The 17,245-nt window shown below is 55.0% G+C and carries 15 protein-coding genes and 1 other RNA gene; 9 read left to right on the top strand and 7 right to left on the bottom strand.

What is annotated here, in order from left to right:
• Positions 1 to 28: 28 nt before the first annotated feature.
• Positions 29 to 1,138 (bottom strand): fructose-1,6-bisphosphate aldolase/phosphatase, encoded by a 1,110-nt coding sequence (fbp, locus tag ABIK48_00840; protein MEO0020708.1) that lies wholly within the window; start codon positions 1,136 to 1,138, stop codon positions 29 to 31.
• Positions 1,139 to 1,258: 120 nt separating this feature from the next.
• Between fbp and ABIK48_00835 the strand changes: the two genes are divergently transcribed.
• On the top strand, positions 1,259 to 2,545 hold the full coding sequence (locus ABIK48_00835) for an MFS transporter (GenBank protein ID MEO0020707.1): 1,287 nt from the start codon (positions 1,259 to 1,261) through the stop codon (positions 2,543 to 2,545).
• Here ABIK48_00835 and panC read toward each other — a convergent pair.
• Genes panC through ABIK48_00810 form a run of 5 tightly spaced genes read right to left on the bottom strand, consistent with a single transcriptional unit; the run spans position 2,505 to position 5,643 of the window.
• On the bottom strand, positions 2,505 to 3,371 hold the full coding sequence (gene panC, locus ABIK48_00830) for a pantoate--beta-alanine ligase (protein ID MEO0020706.1): 867 nt from the start codon (positions 3,369 to 3,371) through the stop codon (positions 2,505 to 2,507). The genes ABIK48_00835 and panC overlap by 41 nt on opposite strands.
• 4 nt (positions 3,372 to 3,375) lie before the next feature.
• Positions 3,376 to 4,200 (bottom strand): 3-methyl-2-oxobutanoate hydroxymethyltransferase, encoded by an 825-nt coding sequence (gene panB / locus ABIK48_00825; protein MEO0020705.1) that lies wholly within the window; start codon positions 4,198 to 4,200, stop codon positions 3,376 to 3,378.
• Between the two features lie 3 nt (positions 4,201 to 4,203).
• Positions 4,204 to 4,872 (bottom strand): deoxynucleoside kinase, encoded by a 669-nt coding sequence (locus ABIK48_00820; GenBank protein ID MEO0020704.1) that lies wholly within the window; start codon positions 4,870 to 4,872, stop codon positions 4,204 to 4,206.
• Positions 4,857 to 5,378, bottom strand: coding sequence for a 2-amino-4-hydroxy-6-hydroxymethyldihydropteridine diphosphokinase (gene folK, locus ABIK48_00815; GenBank protein MEO0020703.1), 522 nt, complete (start codon positions 5,376 to 5,378; stop codon positions 4,857 to 4,859). The genes ABIK48_00820 and folK overlap by 16 nt, the downstream gene beginning before the upstream one ends.
• Before the next feature lie 55 nt (positions 5,379 to 5,433).
• Positions 5,434 to 5,643: a cold shock domain-containing protein gene (locus ABIK48_00810; GenBank protein ID MEO0020702.1), complete on the bottom strand. Its 210-nt coding sequence runs from the start codon at positions 5,641 to 5,643 to the stop codon at positions 5,434 to 5,436.
• 106 nt (positions 5,644 to 5,749) lie between these two features.
• Between ABIK48_00810 and ABIK48_00805 the strand changes: the two genes are divergently transcribed.
• The 3 genes from ABIK48_00805 to ABIK48_00795 are packed head-to-tail and all read left to right on the top strand — an operon-like array spanning position 5,750 to position 9,427.
• The gene (locus ABIK48_00805) at positions 5,750 to 7,303 is read left to right on the top strand and encodes an NAD(P)H-hydrate dehydratase (protein ID MEO0020701.1); all 1,554 of its coding nucleotides are present in this window, start codon (positions 5,750 to 5,752) and stop codon (positions 7,301 to 7,303) included.
• Positions 7,303 to 8,712, top strand: a complete 1,410-nt coding sequence (locus ABIK48_00800) for a hypothetical protein (GenBank protein ID MEO0020700.1) — start codon at positions 7,303 to 7,305, stop codon at positions 8,710 to 8,712. The genes ABIK48_00805 and ABIK48_00800 overlap by 1 nt, the downstream gene beginning before the upstream one ends.
• 4 nt (positions 8,713 to 8,716) lie before the next feature.
• Positions 8,717 to 9,427 (top strand): HAD-IA family hydrolase, encoded by a 711-nt coding sequence (locus tag ABIK48_00795; protein MEO0020699.1) that lies wholly within the window; start codon positions 8,717 to 8,719, stop codon positions 9,425 to 9,427.
• Here the strand turns inward: ABIK48_00795 and gyrA are convergent.
• Positions 9,424 to 11,850 (bottom strand): DNA gyrase subunit A, encoded by a 2,427-nt coding sequence (gene gyrA, locus ABIK48_00790; GenBank protein ID MEO0020698.1) that lies wholly within the window; start codon positions 11,848 to 11,850, stop codon positions 9,424 to 9,426. The genes ABIK48_00795 and gyrA overlap by 4 nt on opposite strands.
• 589 nt (positions 11,851 to 12,439) lie before the next feature.
• Between gyrA and ABIK48_00785 the strand changes: the two genes are divergently transcribed.
• The 5 genes from ABIK48_00785 (at position 12,440) to ffs (ending at position 17,239) form a co-directional block, all read left to right on the top strand.
• On the top strand, positions 12,440 to 12,631 hold the full coding sequence (locus ABIK48_00785) for a hypothetical protein (protein ID MEO0020697.1): 192 nt from the start codon (positions 12,440 to 12,442) through the stop codon (positions 12,629 to 12,631).
• Between the two features lie 46 nt (positions 12,632 to 12,677).
• Positions 12,678 to 14,114 (top strand): DUF2130 domain-containing protein, encoded by a 1,437-nt coding sequence (locus ABIK48_00780; GenBank protein ID MEO0020696.1) that lies wholly within the window; start codon positions 12,678 to 12,680, stop codon positions 14,112 to 14,114.
• 231 nt (positions 14,115 to 14,345) lie between these two features.
• Entirely contained in the window at positions 14,346 to 15,953 is a 1,608-nt protein-coding gene (locus tag ABIK48_00775; GenBank protein MEO0020695.1) for a tetratricopeptide repeat protein, read from the top strand.
• A 14-nt stretch (positions 15,954 to 15,967) separates the two neighbouring features.
• Entirely contained in the window at positions 15,968 to 16,933 is a 966-nt protein-coding gene (locus ABIK48_00770; GenBank protein MEO0020694.1) for an ABC transporter substrate-binding protein, read from the top strand.
• A 39-nt stretch (positions 16,934 to 16,972) separates the two neighbouring features.
• An RNA gene (gene ffs / locus ABIK48_00765) (signal recognition particle sRNA large type) lies at positions 16,973 to 17,239 on the top strand.
• Positions 17,240 to 17,245 lie beyond the last annotated feature (6 nt).

Raw genomic sequence — 17,245 nt, 5'->3', positions numbered from 1 at the left:
CTTGAATCCCTTCCTTTTCCAACTGCCTTTAACCCTGCTTTTCCCGCTCCAGGAGTTTCTTCAGCACCTGGGGCAGGGTGGTATATTCCATTTCCTTCAAGCCCAGACGATGGGGCTCGAACGGTCCGTGCCGGCGCATGAACTCCGCCAGCCGGTTCGCCTCCTTGCGGGCAAGGTCAAACCCCGGATCATCAAACATGTCCCGCGGTCCGATCAGCTTCCCCTCTGCCAGCTGGAAACCGAGAGCGATAACCCGGGGCGGACCGTCAAACCTTGACGGCGTTGCCTGATGCTGGGCAACCGGCATCAGCGGACCGTAGTGGGAACCGCGCATCCAGCCCGAAACCAGATGGGGAAAGACAAACGCCTCCAGCACCTCTCCCACCGCCGGAAATCCGGACTGACAGCGCACCATCATTACCGGGTCATCCTTGCCCACATACCGGCCGGCGATCAGTGCCAGTTTCTGGGTGGAACTGGTGGCGGCGATTTCACCGTCCTTCTTGTAGACATTCTTGATGACATAATTCTCCGGTGAGCCGATGAGCACCAGGAGGTCATACATCTCCTCCGGACAGGAGAGGACCATATCCCGGCCCTCAAATACATCATGAACCTCGAACCGGAAGCCGTCATGCATCGTCGGATCAATCACCAGACCGATGGTGTTGAACGGATCGGCAAAGATGCGGAAAAGCGGCAGGTTCCAGGCGCCGGGTGCGCACTTGTCCCCGCAGAAGACGATCACCGGCTCGGACTTGCGCTCAACAAAGCTCATCTCTGCCACGCCCGGTCCCATTCCCTTGACATTACCGCTGAAGGCATCGGCGAGCATGTCCTGCCCGGCACCGTAGAGTTTGAGTTCCCGGGCAAGTTCAGTACAGGCCATGAAGGTGTCCCAGGCAAGTTTGTGAATCTTTTCACTGTCTTTTCCCTGCCGGTGGGTCATGATCAGTTCCAGGTCATCACCGCAGCTGGTGACATAAAAGTCAATAAGCAGCTCTTCCTTTTTTGCCTTCTTCAGCTTATCTTCAGCCAGATCAATAATTTCCGGATGACTGGCAGAATGCCCGACATAGCCGCCGATATCGGCTTTGATCACGGAAATCGTAATCGGAGACTGGGAATTTTCCTTCATCGGATTTCCTCCTTGGTTAGTTAAAATGTCATTATACCAGTAATTGCTCCGGGGTCAAGGATTTTCCTGTCCGCTATTTCCGGATTGCAATTGCATCGATTTCTGCTAAACTCGCTTAAAATGCCATCCCGACTGATTACGGTTCTGAAAAACCGCAACTTCCTTTACCTGGCGCTCGCCGGTGCCATGTCCCAGCTCGGCGACCGGCTGTCTCACATGCTGCTGATTACCGTCATCGGCATGTCCGCTCCCGGAAAACTGCTCGCCTATTCCGGCGGTTCGCTTGCCTTTGTTATTCCAACACTTGTGCTCTCACCGGTTGCCGGCGTGCTTGTTGACCGCTGGAACCGGCGGAATACGATCGCCCGTACCCATTTCATCCAGACCGCCATTCTCGGCCTCACCCCGTTCGCCATTGCCCTCACCCGCTCTTTTGTGCCGTTCTGGATCGCCCTGACCCTGTTCTTCGGTCTGGATATCTTTAACAACACCGCCAACCCCGCACTCCTGCCCAGCCTTGTCGCACGGGATGAAATTCTTGCCGCCAACTCCGCCAGTCTGTTCTTTTCCCGGATCGCCACTGTGCTGGGCATGGTGATCGGCGGGTTTCTCATCAAATGGGTCGGATGGCAGCGGGGAATCTGGATTGACGCCTCGTGTCATCTGGTTGCCGGTATCCTGGTGCTCAACATCGGTACCAGTATCACTCGTCCGCTTTCAGCAAACCCGCTGGCACACGGATTACACTCGGAGCAAAACCTGGTCCAGGAGATTGTCAACGCTTTTGTTCAGTTTTTCAGGGAACTGGCAGAAGTTATCCGGCTCGTCTTCATCAATCGGCTGGTTGCCTTTGTGCTCGGCTCGATCGTCGTCTCCACCTTCATCTCCGCCGTCGCCTATACGATTCTGATCTACCTCGTCCAGCAGGTGCTGGGAATGGGCACCGCTGGCGTCGGCATCTTTGCCGGCATCCTCGCCATCGGGATGATTGCCGGTGCAGTGGTCATCGGACTGATGCCGAAAAACATCAACCGCCCGCTGATTGTCGCCGTCATCATTCTCATCTATGGTCTGCTGTTTTTCATCGGCAACTGGCTCATTACCCTCTGGTTTATGATCCTGGTTGCGGTAATCGCCGGCATCGCCTTTTCCTGGCTCGGCGTTGTCCAGAATACGATGCTGCAGGAGGAGGTGGCGGAAAATATCCGGGGCAGGATATTCTCAACCCGCGAGTTCATCACCAACGCCACCTTTCTTCTGACCACGCTCTTCATCGGCACCCTCGGTGACCTCACCTCTCACCGGCTGGCACTGGTGGTAATTGGAATTGTGCTTCTGCTCCTGGGGACGGCCGCGCTGCTGGGTATCAGGAGTTTTTACCGCCGGACTGCGGGGCACGGACAATGAGGTTGTCAATTAGCCGTGCCCGGCCGAAATAGACCGCGAGCGCAACCAGCACCTCGCCCTGAATCCTTGGAACCGGCTCCAGCCGGGAGGTATCAACGATTTCCACATAATCAATCCGGGCTTCAGGCTGAGTGCGGATCAGCCGGCGCAGCGCCCGCTTGACCCGGGACGGTTCGGTCTCCCCGGCTCTGATCAGCTGTTGAGCCAGCTGCAATGCCTGATAGAGCACGGTCGCCTGCCGGCGCTGTTTTGGGGTGAGATAGGCATTGCGCGAACTGAGTGCCAGACCGTCAGGCTCCCGCACGGTCGGCACCACGATAATCTTCAGATCAAAGTTCAGGTCCCGGACCATCCGTCTGATCACCAGCGCCTGCTGAGCATCCTTCTGCCCGAAGACCGCAACATGGGGTTTGACAATGTTAAACAGTTTTGCCACCACGGTAGTCACCCCGCGGAAATGTCCCGGTCGGGACCGGCCGCAGAGATAACGGGTGAGCCCATCAACCTCAACATAAGTGGCAAACCCTTCAGGATACATCGCCTTTGCATCCGGGTAGAAAATCACATCCACCCCGAGTCCGGCAAGCAGCCGCCGGTCCCGGGTGAAGTCCCGCGGATACTGCCGGTAGTCCTCTTTGGGTCCGAACTGAATTGGATTGACAAAGATGGAAACAACGGTGAAATCGGCATTTTCCCGGGCAACCCGGACCAGTTCGAGATGTCCCGCATGGAGTGCCCCCATCGTCGGCACAAAACCAATCCGGCCCTGTGTCCGGAGCCGGTCGGCAAGCAGCTGCATCTGCCGGACACTGCGGATTACCCGCACCCGGTTATTTTCCTTCATCCAGATAGAAGCTGTGCTCTTTTCCGGGGAACCTGCCGCTGCGCACCTCGGAACAGTACTCCGCAACCGCCGTCTGGACAATCCGGCTGAGTTCAGCATATTGCTTGACAAACTTGAGCCGGGGTTCATCGCTCAGCCCGAGCAGATCCTGAAGCACGAGCACCTGACCGTCGCACTCCGGTCCGGCACCGATACCGATAGTCGGAATCTGGAGACGGCGCGTGACAGTCGCCGCCACTTCCGCCGGCACCTTTTCCAAGACGAGCGCAAAACAGCCCGCTGCTTCCAGCGCCAGCGCATCCGCCAGCAACCTCTCCTGCTCCTCAGGCTTTCTTGCCTGTAGGCGGTAACCGCCCAGCTGATGAACCGCCTGGGGTGTCAGTCCGAGATGTCCCATTACCGGAATTCCGAACGCCACCAGCCGCCTGACCACCTCCAGCACCGGACCCGCACCCTCGACCTTGACCGCCTCTGCCCCGGCCTGAAGCAGCCGGCCGGCATTCTCCACCGCCCTTTCCGGCGACACCTGAAAGGAGAGAAACGGCATATCACTGACCACGAGCGCCCGCTCAACCCCGCTTGCCACCGCCCGCGTGTGCAGAAGCATCTCCTCCATCCCGATCGTCAGGGTTGTGCGCATGCCGTAGACGACATTTGCCGCCGAATCGCCGACCAGAATGACATCCACCCCGGAGCGGTCAATAATCCGGGCAAAGGTGAAGTCATACGCAGTCAGACAGACAATTTTTTCCCCGAGCGCCTTCATTTTCCGCAGCCGGCGGGTGGTAATTTTCCCGGAATCGGCAGCCATCTGCTACCTCCGGCTCCGGGGCGAATAGAATTTCCTGCCCGAACGGTGTTCCAGGATCGCCCGCAGCAACTCCTCAAAATCATCCTGACTGGCGACAAAGTCCAGCCGGTCGGTATTGACAATCAGCACCGGCGCCTCTTCGTAATGGAGAAAGAATGAATTGTAGAGATTTGCCAGCGTGCCCAGATACTCCGGATCAATATCCACCTCAAACGGCCGGCCCCGCTGCCGGATCCGCGCCAGCAGTACCTCCACCCGTGCCTGCAGATATACGACCAGATCCGGCTTGGGAATATCCCGCCTGATCAGCTCATAAATCCGGTAATAGAGCGCCAGCTCATGCTCGGTCAGATTAAGCGTGGCAAATATCCGGTCCTTCTCAAACAGATAGTCACTGACCACCGCCTGTTCCGGCACCAGCGCCCCTTCCATCAGCACCATCCCGGACTGGAATACCTCCTGCAACTGCCGGTGCCGGGAAAGCAGAAAAAACAGCTGCGTCTGAAACGCATAGCCGCGCATATCCCGGTAAAACTTTTCCAGAAACGGATTCTCCTCCACCACCTCACGCACCAGCCGGGCCTGCAGGCGCCTTGCCAGCAGTTCTGCCAGTGCGGTTTTCCCGACGCCGATCGGCCCTTCAATCGCCAGATAACTCAGCTGCGCTCCCAAGGTCGCACCCCCGAAGTATCAACCTTTGCCAAGAGCTCCCGCACCGTCAATCCCAGCACCGGATGCCTGAAGTCCGGCGCCAGCTCGGCAAGGGGCACAAGCACAAACGCCCGCTCGTGCAGGCGCGGGTGGGGCACAATGAGCTGTGCCCCAAGGTCAGGTTTATCTGCCTGCCAGCCGATAACCTGATGATTGAAAAATAAAATATCAATATCGATGGCCCGTGACCGTTTCGGTCCGTCTGGAGACCGCGCCGGTTCCCGGCCGAGCCTGGTTTCAATCTCACCTGTCCGGACATGAAGCGCCTCAAGACTCAATCCGGTCCAGAGCCGGACTGCGCCGTTGAGAAAATGCGGAGTTCCTGCCGACATACCTGCGGGTTCGGTCTCATACCATGCGGACCGCTGGAGCGGACCGAGCTTGACCAGTTCGGCAAGCGCCCGGTAAAGATTTTCCTCCCGGTCGCCTGAATTACTGCCCACGCCCAGATACACTTCTGTCACCATTTAAAAGACTATTTGATTATCTTTGACTGTCAACTAAATGAGGCAGGAACAGAATTCAGACCGCCTCCCGGCGGACATTGATCGCCCGCGGTCCGTGCACGGTCTCAGCAATTTCAAAACTTACCCGCTCTCCGGGCTTCAGTGCCCGCTCCTCGGTTCCGGTGATGTCCGAGGCGTAGACGAAGACATCCCGGTCACCGAGCTCCGGCTTGATAAATCCATACCCCTTCTCTGCATCATACCACTTTACCGCACCATGCTGCATTCACACTCCTTTTCTGCTTCAGATTAATTTACCACCCCGGCCAGAATTGTCAATCAGGACGGTATCGCTCAATTGACTGGCAGATTCTGTATCTTATAATCAGCTGATGCTTCCGGTCGTTACCGGCAGACAGATGCAGCAGATCGACCGCCTGGCAATGGAAAACTGGGGTATTTCCGGGCTGGTGCTGATGGAAAACGCCGGCCGGAGTGTCGTTGACTATCTTACTGCGGAACTCTCCGATTTTCCCCATCAGCGGTTTCTTGTCATCTGCGGTAAGGGCAATAACGGCGGCGACGGGCTGGTGATAACCCGGCATCTGCTGAACCGCAATCTGCCGGTTGAATGTGCGGTCCTCGGCAAGATCACAGAACTCAAAGGCGATGCCCGGACCAATGCCCAAATCCTGCTCAACGCCGGCTTCCCGCTGGTGGAAATTACCGCCATGGAACAGCTCTCCTGTCTGCTTTCCGGAGAAAAGGTCATAATCGACGCCATCTTCGGCACCGGGCTTGCCAGCCCGCCGACTGGCATTTATGCCCAGGCAATCGAACTGATTAATCAGAGTGGTGCCCAGGTTGTCAGTGTCGACATACCGTCCGGAGTGAATGCCGATACCGGTGAGGTCCTCGAACCGGCGGCCCGTGCCCGGATTACGGTCACGATGGCGCTACCCAAACTGGGGCTGCTGCTCTATCCAGGAAAAAGCTGTGCCGGAAAACTGCTGATCGCCGACATCGGAATACCCCGGAAACTGCTTCAGGAGGCTGGGGATACATTTCTGGTGGACGCCGATTCGGTCCGCAAACTCCTGCCTTTCCGTCCCCCGGATGGACACAAGGGCACATTCGGCACCTGCCTGCTTGTCTGCGGTTCCCGGGGCTTTACCGGTGCCGCCTGTCTGACTGCAATGGCGGCGGTGCGCGCCGGTGCCGGGCTGGTCCGGCTCGCCTATCCGGAAAGTCTGAGCCCGATTATTGAGTCAGCTGTGCTGGAGCCGGTAAAGCATCCCCTGCCGGAAACCAAAGAGAAAACACTGAGCCTGCAGGCACTTGAACCGCTCGCTCGGCTTACTGCCGGTGCGGATGCAGTTGCCATCGGTCCCGGTATCTCAACTCATCCTGAAACGCGCCAGCTGCTTATGGAACTGCTGCCCAGAATTGAAAAACCGCTCGTCATTGATGCCGATGGTCTGAACAATCTTGCCGGTGAAGTTACAACGCTCAGCCGGCTCAAACCGCCGGTGATCCTCACTCCGCATCCGGGCGAACTGTCACGGCTCACCGGCATCCCGGTCCAGGAGATCAACCGGCGCCGGGTTGAGATCGCCCGGGAGTTCAGCTCGCTGCATAACCTTTTTCTCGTGCTCAAGGGTGCCCCGACCGTCATCGCTGCTCCTGACCGCAGGGTATTTATCAACCCCACCGGCAACTCGGGTCTGGGCTCTGGAGGCACGGGCGATGTCCTGACCGGACTGCTCGCCGGTCTGCTGGCTCAGGGTGCTTCGCCCCTGAACGCCGCCATCAGTGCGGTGTTTATCCACGGGCTGGCAGCAGACATCGGTGCCTCCCGGTTAACCGAATACTCGCTGGCAGCGGGCGATCTCCTCAGCCTGATCCCGCAGGCAATGCACCAGCTGCTCACCGCAACCGGAGCCTGATGTCCGGTCTCCTCATTTCGCTTTTCTTCACTCTTTTCTATCAGCCGGAACTGTGGCTGCACTATCCTCCGCTGGAGGAGATCGGCTCGGTCAGCTTCAGCAGCCGGCAGATTTACATCGCGGTCCCGGAGGGCATCTACATCCTTGACCGCTACAGCTACCAGCACCTGCGCACCCTGACCTCTGCCGACGGCATAACTGACCGGATCCGGTTCTGTGCCTACAACCCGTTCGGCGGTGAACTCCTGATCGCCGGCACAAACCGCCTCTACAGCTTCGTCCCCGGCACCGGACAGCTTCAGCCGCTCAATCCGCCCTTTAGCGAGCTCCGTTCAATCGGAATCGCTCAGAATGGTGCCTTCTTTGACACCGAAAAGGGCATGTTTCAGAAAATCAGATCCCTGGACCAGTTCCGGACGCCTGGAGAGCTTCAACCGCCGGTCCGCTGGTTTGGAGAGAAGGATACCACCCCAATCCGGCGCTGGACCTTCCTGACACCCTATCACATCCTTGACGCCGACCTGAACATCCGGCAACTGACCAAAGCCTGGCCCGACGAACGGTTAGCCCGGCTTTATGTTGCCAGCCCCGGCTATGGGATCCTTGTCTACAATCTCTTTTCCGGCTTAAAGGAACGCGAGCTCCGTCCCGGACCACCGGCAGGACCGATTACCCGCATCCTGCGGTATGATCAGCAACTGTGGTTTCTTACCGAAGACGGCGCCGCCGGTATTGACTCCATGAAAAACTGGTATTACACATCCAGGACAGGAAGTTCACTGCACATCAATTTCCTGCCCGCTCTGGACCGGGTGCTGGAACTTCACCATCGCGAAAAAATCCTCGGCATGCTGAATTATGCCGGCAATACTCTGATCGCCACCGCCAACGGCGTCTACACCATAAGTCCGGACAGTAAACTCAACCTGCTCTGGAAACTTGAACGCGGACTGAACGACCTCAGCCTGGTTCGGGATACACTGCTTGTGGCAACCGACGAGGGCCTGCTCCTGGTGACTGACGACAGCCTGATCCCGGTCACCGACCCGTTTGCCCGATTTGATTTCGGTGTCTACTCCATCGTCCGGGCGGATAGGACCTTCTTCTTCGGCACCCTGGGCCGGATTCTGCGGCTTGATACAACCAATACCTGGACCCAGATCATCCCGCCGGGATTTGACCTGTCAAGACCGGTCCGGACAATGACCGCAGGAGGAAACTATCTCTTTATTGCCGACGGCAGCACAATTCACACGCTCAATCTGAAAAATGATGCGTGGATTGTCATTGACCGCAGCACCGGGCTGCCGGAAGGAGAGATCACCGCCCTGTTTGCCGATGAGCGCTACCTCTGGATTGCCGGCTCCCGTTTTTTAAGCCGGTTTGAATACCGCCGCCAGCTCCGCTGATCTGATGAACATCTCCTGCCCGCAAAAGATTACCGCTCTGCTCTTTGACCTGTTTCACACCCTGACCTCACTTGAGGTTGCCGGTGCACCGGGGAGTCACACCGCCGAACTGCTGGGGATTGACCGTGAGGTCTGGAATGAACACTGGCTCAGGGACCCGCCGGACTACTGCCTCGGCCTGGTGCCCGTGGAGATCCCGATCGCCCGGCTGGCGCGTCAGCTCAATCCGCAGGTAACTGAGGAACAGCTCAGAACCGCAATGCAGGTCCGGCACCAGCGCTTTCGCCATGCACTTACTAACATCGAACCGGAAACACTCACTGGACTCCAAGCCCTGCGCAAAGCGGGCTACCGCCTGGGACTGATCTCAAATTGCGGTTTTGATGAAGTTGCCCACTGGCACGAGTCTCCGCTTGCCCCGCTCTTTGATACCGCGGTCTTCTCCTGCCAGGTCCGGCTCAAGAAACCGGATCCGGAAATCTACCATCTTACTGCAAAACAGCTTGGCGTTAAACCGGAGAACTGTCTGTTCATTGGCAACGGCGGCTCAGATGAACTCAATGGTGCCCGGCGTGCCGGCATGACCCCGGTGCTTTTAACCCGTCATCTTGAGGCAGTAAGACCGGAACACATTATCAGAATGATGCCCTCTGCCCGGCTCTATGTCCGGACGGTCGGCGACCTGAAAATCCTTCTGGAAAACTGCCGGGCTTAAACCGAACCCTCTTCGATCAGGGCGACATCGACCACCGCATCACCCTTCTCCACCGCCATCACCTTGACCCCAGTAGTCGCCCGGCCGCACCTGCGGATATCAGAACACTTGACCCGGATCACCGCCCCCTGACGCGAGGTAATGATCACCTCTGAGGAGTCGGTCACCGCCTTGGCACAGGCAAGCTTCCCTGACTTCTCCACCGGCTTGGCAGCGATCACCCCCTTGCCGCCACGCCGCTGTACCGGAAACAGATCGAAATCGGTCCGCTTGCCAAAACCGTTATCAAATATGGTCAGCAGCGAACTGCCCGGCGCACACACCACTGCGCCGATCACCTCATCACCCTTGCTCAGTTTAATTCCGCGCACACCGGCAGCGGTCCGGCCCATTTCCCGGACATCGGTCTCCTTGAACCGGATTCCCATTCCATTTCTGGTCACAAGCAGAATATCATCCCTTCCCGAAGTCAGCAGGGTTGCAATCAGGGCATCCTTCTCATCCACGGTCATCGCAATGATTCCCTTGCGCCGCGGGTTGGAGAATGCCTCAAGACTCGTCCGCTTGACCATCCCCTGGCGGGTCACAAAAAACACATACCGGTCCGGGGAAAACTCCCGCACCGCCACATAGGAACTGGTACACTCCCCCTTCTCCATCTCCACCAGATTGGCAATTGAACGCCCCTTGGAGGCATAGGACCCCTCGGGAATTTCATAAACCTTCTGCCAGTAGCACCTGCCCCGGTCGGTGAAAAACATCATGTAGTCATGGGTTGAAGCAACGAACAACCCCTCAACAAAATCCTCCTCCGCAACCGGCACCCCGGTCCGGCCCTGGCCCCCGCGGTTCTGACGCCGGTAAACACTGACCGGCATCCGCTTGATATAGCCCCGGTGGGTGATCGTAACTGCCATATCCTCTTCCTTGATCAGATCCTCAATCGACACATCCCGCGGCGCTTCGGCAAGGATCTCAGTCCGGCGTTCATCGGCAAACCGCTTCTTCAGCTCCAAGAGCTCCTGCCGGATTTCACCCATCATCAGCTTGCGCGACGAAAGCAGACTCTTCAGCCGGGCAATCTCCTTGATCAGCCCCTTGTACTCCTCATCAATCTTCTCCCGCTCCAGTCCGGTCAGCCGTGCCAGCCGCATCTCCAGAATCGCATCCGCCTGCCGTTCCGTAAGCTTGAACTTCTGCACCAGCCCCTGACGCGCGGTCTCGGTATCCTTGGATTTTTTTATCAGCTCAATCACCGCATCAATGTTCTTGAGCGCAATCTTCAGCCCTTCCAGGATATGCGCCCGCTCCTCAGCCCGGGCGAGCTCAAACTTCGTCCTTCTCGTGACCGTCTCGAGCCGGAACTCAAGAAACTGCTCGAGCAGCCCCTTGAGATTCAGCACCTTCGGCTCATTATTCACCAGCACGAGCAGGATGGCGCCGAATGAGGACTCCAGCGGTGTCCACTTGAACAGCTGATTAAGGATCACCTCCTTCGGCGTCTCCTTCCTGAGCTCGAGCACAATCCGCATCCCCTCCCGGTCCGACTCATCCCGGAGATCCGCGACCCCGGCGATCTTCTTCTCCCGGACCAGCTCGGCGATCCGCTCCACCAGACTCGCCTTGTTCACCTGATAGGGAATCTCGGTAATTACCAGCCGGTCCCGGCCCGCCTTCACCTCCTCAAAAACCACCTTCCCCCGGACGACAAAACTGCCCCGGCCCGTTTCATACATCTGGCGGACACCATCAGTTCCCGCAATCGTCCCGCCGGTTGGAAAATCCGGGCCCTTGATATGCTTCATCAGCCCGGCAACCGTAATCTGGGGATCATCAATCAGCGCCACCAGCCCGTCAATCAGCTCGCCAAGATTGTGGGGCGGAATACTGGTTGCCATTCCGACCGCAATCCCGGTTGCCCCGTTTGCCAACAGGTTCGGAAAAGCGGCGGGCAGAACCACCGGCTCCTTGAGCCGGCCGTCAAAATTGGGCTGGAAATCAACCGTCTCCTTCTCAATATCGCGCAAAAGCTCCAGCGCCAGCGGTGCGAGCCGGGCTTCGGTATAACGGTAGGCGGCTGCTGCATCACCATCAATCGAACCGAAATTCCCCTGCCCCTGCACCAGCGGATAACGCATGGAAAAATCCTGCGCCATCCGGACCATCGCATCATAAACCGCCGCATCACCATGGGGATGGTATTTACCGAGCACATCGCCCACCACCGCTGCCGACTTCCGGAACGGCCGGTTCGGCAAGAGCCCCATCTCATTCATTGTCCAGAGGATTCGCCGCTGCACCGGCTTCAGACCGTCCCGAACATCAGGCAGTGCCCGGGCGACGATCACCGACATCGCATAGTCAAGAAACGACCGGCGCAACTCATCTTCAATATAGACCGGAACTACTGAATCTTCACGCACGAACTCAAATATATTAACATAAAAACACAAGTCAAACCTGAAAGCACAGTTACAAAAACTGCCCAATCCGCCACTCCTGCCGCCGCATCCGGAACCGTACCGGCATCCGGTATCAGCAATCAAAGGACATACCAGCAGCAACAGTCCACCCGCGATAAATCCGCCACCATCAACAGGATAGCTCAAACCCGCCCGACCCGAACCGCAATGATCATCACCCATCCCCGGCTCCAGACGGTAGGGGGAACTGCCTCCTCTACAGACCGAACAGGGGTACAAAGATGGAAGATATTGAAAAAATTGTACTTATAGAAACCGACGCTCGAACCCGTTTCAGAACGAGTAGAAATTTTACGACCACTGGCAATTTATAACAGCAGAATCATTAAAAACGATGCAGAAAGAACAAGGATAAGAAAATTGCAGAGCTCTATGTCAAGGTTGCGTACTTTAAAATTTTCTCCCCATTGACTACGACCAAGAACAAACGAAAATAACTTGACAGGCGGGGAAAACTAATACATAATTTCTCAAGGCTTTTCAATGAAAAGGCATTTTTACAGTCTATAATACAAAAGGAGGTACACTCATGAAAGACCAAGAATTAAGAGATCGTTCTGGTCGACTCCTCGGTAAAATAAAAACTTTACCAAATGGAAAATTGGAATTAAGGGATGCTGGTGGAAGACTCAGAGGTACTTATGACCCTAAAACGAACCAAACACGGGATAGTTCTGGTCGGCTTGTCGGTACCGGTAACTTGCTAACTTCTCTTTTATGAAACATTATTGATTATGTTTATTGTAGCGTATCAGTGATCCTACTATTTGAATTTGGCGCTTCCCCATATGGAAAACTTAAAAGAAATCAAAATACGCGGAAATAACACGCTGGCAGAAAAAACCGAACCATGCCCGCTGTGCGGTACTATGCTTCCATACAAAAAATGGTTAAAAGTGGTTGGTGTCTATGAAGCGCAGCAACGTTATAAAAAGGAATTAGAAGAAAAATTAAAACAAGCAAAAGAACAAAAGAACAAGTTGATCATTGAATACAGAAAAATTCGACAAAAAGAGAAAGAACTGAAACTTCAGACTGCGCAGAAGTTGCAAGCAGAGCGAAAGAAAATAAGAAAAATATACTCGAATTTAAAAGCAAAAGAAAAAAATCTTAAGGCGGAATTTGAAAAGAAATTCAGGTTACAGCAGGAAAAACTAAAAGCGAAATATGAAAAAGCGGTCGACCAAGTCAGAAAAGAAGGAATAAAAATAGGAGCCCAGAAAGAAAAAGCTAAAGCTGAAAAACTTCGAAATCAGCTTGATAAAATTAAACAGACTTACGAACTATCAAAACTTAAATTAAAAGAAAAGCTTGAAAGGGAAAAACAAGTTGCACTGGAAAAATTAGAGCGAGAAAAACAGATGGAATTAAAAAGAGTTCGACGGGAAGCTCTAAAGGCTGGTATTGAGAAACAGAAAGCTCAAACCCAACGAATGGAGAAATTGCTCGAGAAATATCGTAAAGCACGAGATGAAGCAATCGAACGCGCAAGGCAATATGAAGAAATGCTAAAGAAAGGGACAACCCCTCAAGTCGAAGGATTTGACTTTGAAAAGGAACTTGCCCATCAACTCAAACATGCATTCCCGAAAGATGAAATAAAAACTACAGGCAAAAAGGGAGACATAATACAGACCATTAAATCAGAAGGCAAACCAATAGGTAAAATTATCTATGAATGCAAGAAAACTCATAAATTCCATAATAAATTTGTTGAGCAAATCAGGCGTGATAAAATTAGAGCCACAGCTGACTATGGTGTAATTGTCACTTGGGCCTTCAAAGAAAATCGACAAGGATTCTGGCTGGAAGGTGATATAATCATTGTACATCCTTTTGGAGTGCTTGATGTGGCAACATTTCTTCGAGAAATACTTATACAGATGTATTCACTGAAATTATCAAAATCGGAATTAGAAACCAAAGGCAAGTCCTTACTTGAGTTCATGCAATCGGATGATTTTAGAAGCCGAATCCAAGATTCAATTGAGATGAGCAGAAATGCTTATGAAATTTTACAAAAGGAAGTTAAAACTCATGTAAACACTTGGAAAAAAAGGTTTAAAATTTATGAGACTATTTTCCAAAATACTGGTGCTATTAGAGATATTGTCCGCTACGTATTACTTCATGGTACAATCCCGAAAGGACTACCTGCAAACAGAGAATTTCCCATGCTTCCGCCTGTTGCCATAAAAAAATAACCGTTGACGAATTCTCTATTCTCTAAAATTAAAAACACTGGTATATTGCTATACTCCGGTGATCGTTCTACGAAAGAAGAAATTTGAGACTGCATGCCATCTCAATTTATTAAATCTCAACCTTCAATTCTCATTCGCTCCAGAAGACTAAACCCGGCCTTATCCTGATTGACACCGGAAAGAAAATCGCTATTATAGTTTGTTTGATTAACAATCTCAGGAGGATAAAAAATGCTTAATCTTCGGCGGATGGTTCTAACTGTCTGCGCCCTGTTTGTCATCGCCGGCGCCCAGAATGTGCCCCTGGATGCGCTGCTGCGCGGCGGCAGGATCCACTATCAGGGCGGCAGATATGAACGGGCACGGGAGCAGTTTCAGAAGGCACTGGATCAGTATGGCAGTACTGCAGACAGCAAGACCCTCGCTCAGATTCACCTCTGGCTCGGACTCTGCGATGCTCAGCTGAATCAGCTGATTCCGGCTGCCGGACATTTTCTCGCCGCAATCAGTAACGACAGCTCGATTGTCGAGGACATTCGCAAGGATGAACAGCAGACCCACTGGAGCTGGACCGCACTCATTGCTGCCAGCCGGGACAATCTGAACGCCGGGGAATACGAAAAGGCGATCAGCTTTGCCCGTGCCGCCCTGCTGATTGAACCGGCAAAGTCCCAGACCTATGCGCTGATTGCCAATGCCTACAGCGCACTCGGTAAATTCGACGAGATGCTGAAGACCGCCCGCGAGATGCTGTCTCTGAACACCGGCAGTGCCGAAGCCTATTCGCTGATCGGGCTGTATTACCTGCAGGTTCCGGACAGCCTGCTGCCCAGGGAGACAAGACGCAGCCGCTGGGACTCCACCAGTTATTATTATCATCAGGCACTGCGGATTTATCAGGCGCGTTATGACAGCGCCTATGCGGAGCTGGTGAATCTCCTGAAATTGAGCGACACCGCCCAGGTCCGGAAAATCGCCCGGAATCTGGTTGACAAACAGCGCTATGCCGGACCGGAGGAGCTCCGGCGCTATATTGAGAAGGAGCTGAATCAGGAAAAACAGCTCCAGCAGATTGCCCAGGTAACCTCGCGCCTTTTCTACGCCGCCAACAATCTGAATGTCACCTCCACCCGGCTCGGCTCTGCCCTGCTGCGTGCTTCAGCCGAAACCCGGGGCGACACCTCCAACAAATACCGCACCCAGGCGGAACAGTTATTCCAGCAGGCACTTGCCAATGACCCTTATGACTATTCCGCCCTTTTTAATCTCGGGATCGCCCAGTACCAGGCGAAGAAAGACAGCCTGGCGATGATTTCTTTCGCCCGGGTGATCGAAAACACCGTCGTGCCGGTAGCAAAATTACCAGGCACGCTGCAGCAGCAGCTTGTGTCTCTTGTCACCACTGATGTCGTCCCCAGGGGCTATCTCGAAATCACCGGACCGCTTGCCCGTCAGATTGACAGCGCACTTGCCACTCTCGGTTACTATGGGGGTGGCTTTGTTTATCTCTACTTCCCGCACCTCAAAGGACAGCAGGACCTCTCCGCCGTCACTCCGGAAGGGGTATTCCTGAGCAACGAGAATCCGGTTCAGCTGGAAAACATCTATCTGCTGCTCGGGGTGAGCCGGACCGGCATCGGGCTGTCGCTGATTGAATCCGGGAAGAAGGATGCGGGACGGGAGTTTCTGAAACAGGCAATCGAGGACCTGATGATGACCACGAAAATCAATCCGGACAACGCCGAAGCCTGGCTCAACCTTGTGCACTGTTACCGCGAGACGGGCGAGAAGGACAAGGCAGCCGCCGCCTATGAGCGGTATAAGAAATTAAAACAATAAGAAGGGGAGGAACAATGACCCGAATTCTGACCGTCATTATCATCATCCTGGCAGCAGTACTGGTCGGCATCATCCTCTATCCGCAGATTCAGGAAAACCGGCCGATGCCCCTGCGGTTTGCCTGCGACAGCTCGGTAGCAGCACTACCATTTCTCGTCGCAAGCGACGACACCCTGTTTGTCAAAAACCGGATTCTGCCTGAGCTGGTATTCTACTCTGACCCCGAGCAGGCACTGACCGAGCTCTTTGCCGGCAAAACCGATGTCGGGGTGTTCCCTTGGAGTACAATTCTGAGGCATATGAGCACCAAGGGCGAAACCCTGCTGGTGTTCATGGCGGTGGAATTCCGGCCCGCTCTGCCGGTGGATGCGCTTGCCAAAGTAAAAAAGAGCAAAATCAACAAGCTCACCGATCTCAAGGGCAAACGGCTCGGTTACCCGCCGATCCTGCGAGACTATGTCGCCGCCCTTCTCGGAGAAATTGGACTCAAGCCGGCGGATGTGAAACTCACTGAAGCATCCCTGACCGCACTTTCGGCGATGCTCACCGCCGGACAGCTGGATGCCGCCTGGCTCGTGGAGCCTGCGGTCTGTCCGCTCAATCTGAATACGGTCGACACACTGAGCGCAATTGCCACCCGCTATCTCAACAACCCGTTCCCGGCATTTGCGATTGGCTTCAGTCCGGAATTTCTGAAAAAGACCACCCGGGCACAGCGCACCCGGCTGAAGATTGCACTGGATATGGCGGTTGACCGGATCGATGCCCGGCCTGAAGAAGGCAAGCAGACTCTGGGACGCTACTTCCCTTACTGCCAGAATGTCTGCGGTTTCTGCCGTCTGCCTCAGTATCAGCGGCTGGTCGAGATCAACCGGCCAGCGGTTCAGACACTGGCTGCCCGTCTGCTCCGGCTGGGGATTGTCAGCGATACGATTGACACCAAGAGACTCTTCGTTGAACCTGCACAGATGATGCGCTGATGCCCATTGCCGGGTTTGGGGACAAAGGGTTATTTCCGGTCGTGCTATGCGGGGGGCTGGCGGTCCCCTGTGACCCGAAATCCGCCGATGCGGGGCAGAGAGGAACCATGAGTTCGGTCTGGTGCGAGTCCAGCTGGAAATGTCCCCGGGCGTTGAAAGCCGGGTCCGGTGATGGTCGCCACCGTGAACCCCGCCAGGACCGGAAGGTAGCAACGGTAAACGGACCGGCGGTCAGTCACCGGGACACCTGGCTGGAGCCCGAGGTTTTCCCGCCCTCTCACCAGCTGCGCGAAGGTTCCGGCACGACCGGAT

This window comes from candidate division WOR-3 bacterium, from assembly GCA_039801085.1.
Taxonomy (GTDB): domain Bacteria; phylum Hydrothermota; class Tepidihabitantia; order Tepidihabitantales; family Tepidihabitantaceae; genus JAOABP01.
The sequence above is the reverse complement of the archived record's forward strand: the minus strand, read 5'-3'. Positions and strand labels throughout refer to the sequence as shown.